The sequence below is a fragment of the Soonwooa buanensis genome, from assembly GCF_900167905.1.
GTDB lineage: Bacteria > Bacteroidota > Bacteroidia > Flavobacteriales > Weeksellaceae > Soonwooa > Soonwooa buanensis.
The window spans coordinates 235,825-244,071 of sequence record NZ_FUYZ01000005.1 but is presented as its reverse complement, the minus strand read 5'-3'; the positions used below and the strand labels follow the sequence as shown (position 1 = coordinate 244,071).

The following is an 8,247-nucleotide window of genomic DNA, read 5'->3' as shown; positions in this document are numbered from 1 at the left end:
TGCTCCTCAGCAGAGCTCATTTCCTCTTCCAATCAATCTCAGTATATTACAAAATATTTTGTGAAAAAACACCAACTATTTTTGACCACATTGCCAAAAAAAAATAAAATCCCGAATCAAATAAATGATTCGGGATTTATTTTAAAGTAATATGAAGAAAAAAAAGCTTTTGTGTTTAATTTCTAAATACGTTGGATTAGTTACCAGCATCAGCTACGTCAAAGCTAGTAAGTCCAGTCCATCCTTTTGCCCAATCTGGCAATGCAGTACCGTTACCAGCACCTTTAGCATCAGCATTCTTTGTGAAAGCTTTAGATAAATCTGGATTTGGGTTAGCTGTTGTTGCTTTCGCTTTCCATTCTGTACCAACGTTTACAAAACGTACATTGTTAATTTTTGTACCGCTATTGAACCAAGCATAAGTTCTATCCGTTTCGAAATCTAAACCTGTTTGGAAGTTTGCAATAACGATATTATCAAAATTACCTTGAGAACCAGCTCTGATCTTCAAACCTTGAGATTCTGCACCTGCAGTATTTCCGATGAAAGTAGCATTCTTAACTGTAGGGTTAGATACCCCACCATTAGCACCATTGGTTGTGTTAGGATCGGTATCTTGACTATCTGCTTCGATACCTCTGTTACCTGGCTCAACTGCACCCATAAATGCTTTCATTCTTGCAGCATAAAGATAATCTACAGTACCACTCCAGCTTTCTGTCCAGTCAAAAGAATCATCTCCAACTCCTGTTACTACAATGTGATCAACATTAACGTTACCACCAAACATCTCTACACCATCATCAGCACCATTAGTTATATATACGTAAGAAACTGTTGTTCCGCTACCAACACCAAATAATGAAAGACCGTTAAATTCTTTTTCTGGGTTGTATTTATAACCTGAGTCTTTAATAACTACATACTTAATAACACCTGAGTTATCAGCTTTATCTGTTCCTCCGTATGTTAAATCTCCTAATTCTGAAGTTGAAGTTCCAGCAGCACTTCTGTTAGATGGTGCATTACCTAAAACTACGATACCTCCCCAATGTCCTTGCTTATGTGCTGTACCTTCGAATACAACTGGCTTAGCAGCAGAACCATTGATGAAAATTTTAGCACCTCTTTCTACGATTAGATAATTAGCTCCTTCAGCTACTTTAATCTGTGTACCTTCTGGGATTGTAAGAGAAGCTCCCGCTTTAACTGCAACTTTACCTGTAATGGTATATACTTTAGCTGGATCTAATGTTACATTTTTTGTAATATCACCTTTAAAGTTATTTGCATCGATACCAGAGTTATCAATTACTACTGGATCATCATTGTTCTTATCATTACAAGATACCACTACTGCTGTTGTAGACGCTACTAATGATAAACCAAGAATAGCTTTTAAAAATGTTTTTTTCATTTTACTTAGATTTTAAATATTTACTTTTAATTATTTTGAAAATTTGTATGTTAAACTAAGGCCAACTTGACGACCTCTTGTATAGTCTTTATGGATGAAAGTACCAGCATCATTAATCTGTTCAATTTTAGAATGCGGATTTAGTAGATTTTTGCCGCTAATTCCAATACCTATTTGTTTTAGTGAAAAGTTGATATTAACATCTAAGATATCTTTTGCAAGCTCATAGAAGTCACCAACTTTGTTAGTACCAATAGAGTAAAGATTTTTACCTACGCGAGAGTAAGAAACAACTAGATCAACAGTATTATCGCCGCCCCACTTATAATTATATCCAACATTAGCATTAGCTAAGAATTTTGCAACACCTTGCACGTCATTTTCTAATTTGCTGAACTGTGCAGTTTTTCCGTTGTTTTCTTTAGCTAGTTCGGTTTCATTTTTTAGCTCTTGTTTCGACTGCATAAATGTTCCGTTCACAAAAGCATAAATTTTTGATTTGTCCCAACTAAAGATATCTTTTCTAATTTCTGCTTCAGCACCATAGATATAACCCCAATTTGCAATATTGAAAAACGTCATATCACTTGGAGAAGCAGAAGAATATGTACTTCTACCAATTGGGTTTTGGATGTATTTACCAAAAGCTGTCAAAGAGATTATCTCTCCAGTTTTCGGGAAAAACTCCCATTTAAGATCAGCATTATAATTATCTGAAGGATACAAATATGGATTACCATATACGTTAGCAGTTACATCATAATAAGCAATTGGGATCAACTCTTTTGGCTGAGGTAATGTATAGGTTTTAGAGGCAGACAATCTCAAGTTTTGTCTATCATTTATGCTATATTTAGCGTTAAGTGCTGGCAAAAACTTGTTGTATTGTTTTTTTCTTGTACTGTCATCTAAGATGTCTTTCCAAGCCATATCAAAATCAATATAGTCGAATCTTCCACCGATTTGCAAAGTAAATTTATCTGAAAGATTCATATCGAAGTTTGCAAAACCAGACTGGATATTTCTTTTGATAGAATAATTACTTTTTTGAATATTATAAATAAATAAACTATTATTATAAGCATTAATGAAAGCATCAATATCTTGATAATTAACAGGTACTGAGGTTGTGAAGTTCATCCCCAAAGTTGTTTGGTTAAACTGTCTATCCTTGTATGACCCATCATAACCAACAACTAATTTATAATTTTGGTTAAACTTTTTAGTTAAATAAAGATGTCCTAGATAGGTTTTATCTTTTAACTCATCAAAATATCTATGATTACTAATTGCACTACTTGCCAAGAATTCGTTAGTCTCTGCATTAATAGTATTCTGCATACGATCTGGTCTTTTGCTATTCATCAGGTTAAATGCTAAAGCCCAATCTAAAGTCCAACTATCATTGATGTTGTGATTTCCGAAAAGTTGATTAATCCAAGTGTCGGTTAACTTGTTATCACCTCTGTTAATAATTACATTTCTATCAACGTCATAAGCATAACCATTGTAGATTTTTGCTTCTTGCTGAGATGAATGTATGTAGTTAGTCGTAAATTTTAATTTATTATTCGAGTTAATTTTATAGTCAACATTCAATAACGCTGTTGTGTTTGTTTTATAATCTGACTTCTCAACGTTATAATCTTTGTTAGCATCACCGTTTGCAAAGTAGAAACCTTCTTTTCCGATGCTATACTCGTAAGAATTATCAAACCCTGCATAACCAAACAACATAAACTTCCCTAGTCTTGCACCACCTTCAAAATCCATACTGGTATTAAAAGGATTCTGAGCGTTTTTAAAATTCCATTTCGTTGTGAAAGGATATTTATCGTAAGGACTTCCTGTTCTATAAGTTGCCTCATTAAAACCAAAAAAACCTGGTCCACCATCTTGCATCTTAAAATTAGCCTTATCATAAGTCTGAAGATTGATAGAACTTCCCAAACCAACTTTGAAATATGGTTTTCCTACATGCGTTTTAGAAACGATATCAATATTAGCACCACCAAAATCACCAGAAAATCTAGGATTATATACTTTATCCAAAGAAAGATACTCGATCATCGAAGTCTTGAAAATCTCTAAATTAATATTCTTGAATTCTGGATTATCCGAAGGAATTTCAAGACCATTAAGAGTTGTACCATTATAGCGATCTCCTAATCCACGAACAAAGATCTGTCCGCTTCCTTCTTGCTTTTGCGTTCCTGTTGCTTTGGTAACTGCTGTTGCCACGTCGCCAACACCTTGTTTTTCTAATTGTACAGAACCAACTCGTTCTATAACTTCAACAGATTTTCTTTGTAAATTGATAAGGTTAGACTCTTTACCTTTTTTGGTGCTACCTTGGATGATGACACCTTCGATATTTTTTGTAGATTTAACAGTGTCGTTTTTTTGTTGAGCTAATAGCATTGTGGTACTTCCTAATAAGAATAATACGCCGATGCTTAGTTTGTTGATTTTCATTTTTACTTACTTACTTTTTTTCTTCGCTGACAAAGGAACTGAAGTATAGTAGGAGAATTCGTATTGAAAGATTTAATTAAATTTTAAAAAAATATTAAGAAATTACACTTTATGTTAAATTAATTTTAACATCTGAATTTTACATAAACTTCCGTTCATTTATAGTTAAATTTGCAGTATCGAAAACCAATTTTGGAAAATACAGTTTTATTAAAAAGCCTATTATTCAACAGTTTATAATTTTAAGCTTTTGTAACATTCCAGATTAATTCATTTTAAATCATGAGCATAGAAAAAGCAATAGAATCTTTACAAAACGGTGGCACAATTCTTTATCCAACGGACACAATTTGGGGCATTGGATGTGACGCAACTAATCCTGAAGCGATAAAAAAAGTATTCGACATCAAACATCGCGACGCGAATAAATCCATGATTATTTTGGTGGAAAACGAAAAACGACTTCAAGATTTAGTCGATGTTCCGGAGATGGCTTGGGAGATTATCGACCTCTCCGAAAAACCAGTTACCATTGTCTACGAATCGGCAAAAGGTCTTCCAAAAGAAGCTTTAGCCGAAGATGGATCCATCGGCATACGTTTGGTAAAAGATGATTTTTGTAAAAAACTAATTTCTAAACTTAACAAACCAATCGTTTCAACTTCAGCAAATCTAAGTGGAGACAAAAGTCCTCTTAAATTCTCAGATATTTCTCAAGAAATAATAGATGCGGTAGATTATGCCGTAGAAGAAAACCACGAAAAAATTTCTAAATATTCTGGTTCTTCAGTTATTAAAGTTTGGAAAAATGGACAGATTAAAGTCTTGAGAGAGTAATTTTTTTTAATTAAAAAACTTCAGGCGACACCTACGATGTCGCCTGAAGAAAAAATAAACTATGAAAAAAAACTACTACTTTTTACTACCCAATAAATTTTTGATGAGTTAGCTTTTGTTCGATAAGATATTCACCATATTTGTACCAACTAAGAAAATCTGCCATCGTTAACAACTATCATACTAATAAGTTATAGAAATTTGACATATTTGTCAACTTTTTCTAAAATTATCTGACAACATGGCTTTTTCTTAGAATCTGTTTAAATTTTATTGATAAAATTTTAAACAGACTCTTATTCAAAAAATGACAAATCATAATTAAGGAAAGCCTTATCTTTGCAAGCAAATATTTGCGGAAAGCCTTATGAATGTTAATTTAACTCAGAACAAAAATTTAAAACTATTCAAAATCATTTCGGAAGTTGCCCATCGCAACGGTCAATCTGTCTATATAGTTGGAGGTTATGTTCGAGATTTGTTAATGAAACGCAAGGCGCCGACCGACATCGATTTTGTCACAGAATCTTCGGGAATCGAGCTTGCAGAAAGCATTGCGAAAGAAATTAATCCTAAACTTAAAGTTGCCGTTTTCAAAACTTATGGTACGGCAATGTTCCGTCACAACGACCTCGAACTAGAATTTGTTGGTGCACGAAAAGAAAGCTACAGCGAAGACAGTCGCAAACCTTTTGTAGAAATCGGAACTTTGGAAGATGATCAAAAACGTCGCGATTTCACGATTAATGCAATGGCGATTTCACTTAATAAAGATAACTTCGGTGAGTTGATTGATCCTTTTAATGGACTTCAGGATTTAGAACAAAAAACGCTTCGCACGCCGCTAGAACCTTTACAGACTTATTCGGATGATCCACTTCGTATGATGCGCGCGATTCGTTTTGCGTCAACACTTGGATTTAACATCGAAGAAAAATCTCTAGAAGCTATAAAAACTGAAGTTGAGAGAATCCACATCGTTTCTATGGAACGCATTATGGTAGAATTCAACAAAATTATGCTTTCCGAAAAGCCTTCAGTTGGACTCAAATTATTGGAAGAAACTGGACTTCTTCAAATTATTTTGCCCGAATTAACAGCTCTAAAAGGCATCGAAGATGTCGATGGACAAACGCATAAAGACAACTTTTATCACACTTTAGAAGTGGTCGATAATATTTCTGAAAACACTGACAAATTATGGTTACGTTGGACAGCGCTACTCCACGACATTGGAAAAGCGCCAACCAAGAAATTTGTTGAAGGAACAGGTTGGACCTTTCATGGACACGAATTTTTGGGTTCCAAAATCGTAAAACATATTTTTAAGCGTCTTAAACTTCCTTTAAATCAAGATTTAAAATACGTTGAAAAATTGGTCAGAATGCACGCACGTCCCATTGCTTTGGTGACAGACAATGCTTCGGACTCTGCACTGCGACGACTTTTGTTTGATGCTGGCGAAGATTTGGAAGATTTAATTATTCTTTGCAAATCTGACATTACGACCAAAAGTTATGCTAAACAAACCCGTTTTAAAAAGAACTTTGAATATGTCGCAGAAAAAATAAAAGAGGTTGAAGAAAAAGATCATATCCGCAACTTTCAACCACCTATTTCGGGAGAAGAAATTATGGAAATGTTTGATCTAAAACCTGGTCGCGAAATTGGTATTCTGAAAGAAAAAGTTAAAGAAGCCATTTTGGAAGGTATTATTAGTAATGATAAAAAAGAAGCGCGAAATTTTGTCATCGAAGAAGCAAAACTTCTAGGTTTAAATTTGGTATCCTAAATCAATTTTTCGTCATTTCTTTTTTTATTAAATTTGAATTTCAATACGTTTAAAAACGGAAACTATTTTCTGTTTTAAATATAAAATTAAACTCTCATGCAAAACTATTTGGATCTCCTAAAACATATTAAAGATAACGGAACTGACAAAACCGATCGCACCGGAACTGGTACTAGAAGCGTTTTTGGCTATCAATTGCGTTATGATTTGTCGAAAGGTTTTCCGATGGTTACAACGAAAAAAGTTCATCTTAAGTCGATAATTTATGAGTTGCTTTGGTTCTTAAAAGGTGACACCAACATTAAATATTTAAAGGATAAGGGCGTTTCCATTTGGGACGAATGGGCGGACGAAAACGGAAATCTTGGTCCTGTCTATGGCGCACAATGGAGAAGTTGGGAAGGTGCCAACGGAAAAATCGTTGACCAAATAACAGAAGTGATTGATCAAATTAAAAAAAATCCTGATTCTCGCAGACTTATTGTTTCCGCTTGGAATGTTGCTGAAATTCCAAATATGGCTTTAGCGCCTTGTCATGCGATGTTTCAGTTTTATGTAGCGGACGGAAAATTGTCGCTGCAACTTTATCAAAGGAGTGCGGATGTCTTTCTAGGCGTACCTTTTAATATTGCGAGTTATGCGTTGTTATTGATGATGGTAGCACAAGTTTGTGACCTCGAAGTTGGCGATTATGTGCATAGTTTTGGTGATGTCCATATTTACAACAATCATTTTGAGCAAGTTGACAGACAATTGGCGCGCGAACCAAAAGCGCTTCCAACAATGAAACTAAATCCTAACATCAAAAATATTTTTGATTTTGATTTTGAAGATTTCACGTTAGAAAATTATGATCCACATCCAGGAATAAAAGCGCCTGTTGCAATTTAGAAATTTTAAAATCGATAATAAATCCTTACTAGCCCACGGTTTAAACCGTGGGCTTTTTTTATATTTATTAAAAATCTTCCTATCAAGAATTTGATAATTTTCTAAAACTAAATGGACTACAAATTGTCGAATAAATAACATTTTTTTGTGATAGTATTTTGTAACAATTTATCATCTTCGAGCACTTATTTAATAACAATTCAATAAAGAATGAAAAAAACATTCTTCATCATTTTTGCTGTTTTATGCGTGTTAATCGGACTTTATCCTTTGATTTATTTTTTCATAGATCGAAGTTTTGGACTACTTCGCTTTAAAGACCAAGACACCTTACAAAATCTATTTTGGAATATTGGTTTCTACACGCACATCATCTTTGGAGGACTTTCATTATTAATTGGATGGATTCAGTTTATTCCAAAATGGCGAAATAAAAATCTAAGCTTCCATCGAAAACTCGGTAAACTTTATATCATTTTTGTATTTTTAAGCTCGTTGGCTGGGATCGGAATTGCGACACAAGCCACTGGCGGAATTAGTACTGCAATTGGATTTGCTTCCCTAGGCATTGTTTGGTTTTTAACAACATTTTTAGCATTTACTTCCATCAAAAAAAGGAACTTAGTAATGCATCAAAAAATGATGATTTACAGTTATGCTGCGTGCTTTTCTGCGGTGACATTAAGAATTTATTTACCGATACTACAAGGTATTTTTCAAGATTTTATCATCGCTTATCGCATCGTTGCGTGGTTATGTTGGATTCCAAATATTATCTTTGCTTATATTATCACTAAAAATATTAAAACATCGACTTTAGATGTTATTAAATAAT

6 protein-coding genes are annotated in these 8,247 nt (G+C 33.8%); 4 read left to right on the top strand and 2 right to left on the bottom strand.

What is annotated here, in order from left to right:
- Nucleotides 1-196 precede the first annotated feature (196 nt).
- Together B5X62_RS09215 and B5X62_RS09210 are read right to left on the bottom strand one after the other, a co-directional pair.
- Nucleotides 197-1,417 carry a Vmc-like lipoprotein signal peptide domain-containing protein gene (locus tag B5X62_RS09215; RefSeq protein WP_079667138.1) on the bottom strand — a complete coding sequence of 407 codons (1,221 nt, stop codon included), beginning with the start codon at nucleotides 1,415-1,417 and terminating at the stop codon, nucleotides 197-199.
- Between the two features lie 30 nt (nucleotides 1,418-1,447).
- Nucleotides 1,448-3,892: a TonB-dependent receptor plug domain-containing protein gene (locus B5X62_RS09210; protein ID WP_079667137.1), complete on the bottom strand. Its 2,445-nt coding sequence runs from the start codon at nucleotides 3,890-3,892 to the stop codon at nucleotides 1,448-1,450.
- A 282-nt stretch (nucleotides 3,893-4,174) separates the two neighbouring features.
- On the opposite strand from B5X62_RS09210, the gene B5X62_RS09205 reads away from it, so the two are divergent.
- The 4 genes from B5X62_RS09205 (at nucleotide 4,175) to B5X62_RS09190 (ending at nucleotide 8,246) form a co-directional block, all read left to right on the top strand.
- A complete protein-coding gene (locus B5X62_RS09205) occupies nucleotides 4,175-4,729 on the top strand; it encodes an L-threonylcarbamoyladenylate synthase (protein WP_394333305.1) in 555 nt (184 codons plus the stop codon).
- Nucleotides 4,730-5,096: 367 nt separating this feature from the next.
- On the top strand, nucleotides 5,097-6,521 hold the full coding sequence (locus B5X62_RS09200) for a CCA tRNA nucleotidyltransferase (RefSeq protein ID WP_079667136.1): 1,425 nt from the start codon (nucleotides 5,097-5,099) through the stop codon (nucleotides 6,519-6,521).
- Nucleotides 6,522-6,617: 96 nt separating this feature from the next.
- Nucleotides 6,618-7,412: a thymidylate synthase gene (locus B5X62_RS09195; protein WP_079667135.1), complete on the top strand. Its 795-nt coding sequence runs from the start codon at nucleotides 6,618-6,620 to the stop codon at nucleotides 7,410-7,412.
- Between the two features lie 210 nt (nucleotides 7,413-7,622).
- Nucleotides 7,623-8,246: a DUF2306 domain-containing protein gene (locus B5X62_RS09190; protein ID WP_079667134.1), complete on the top strand. Its 624-nt coding sequence runs from the start codon at nucleotides 7,623-7,625 to the stop codon at nucleotides 8,244-8,246.
- Nucleotide 8,247: the final 1 nt, after the last annotated feature.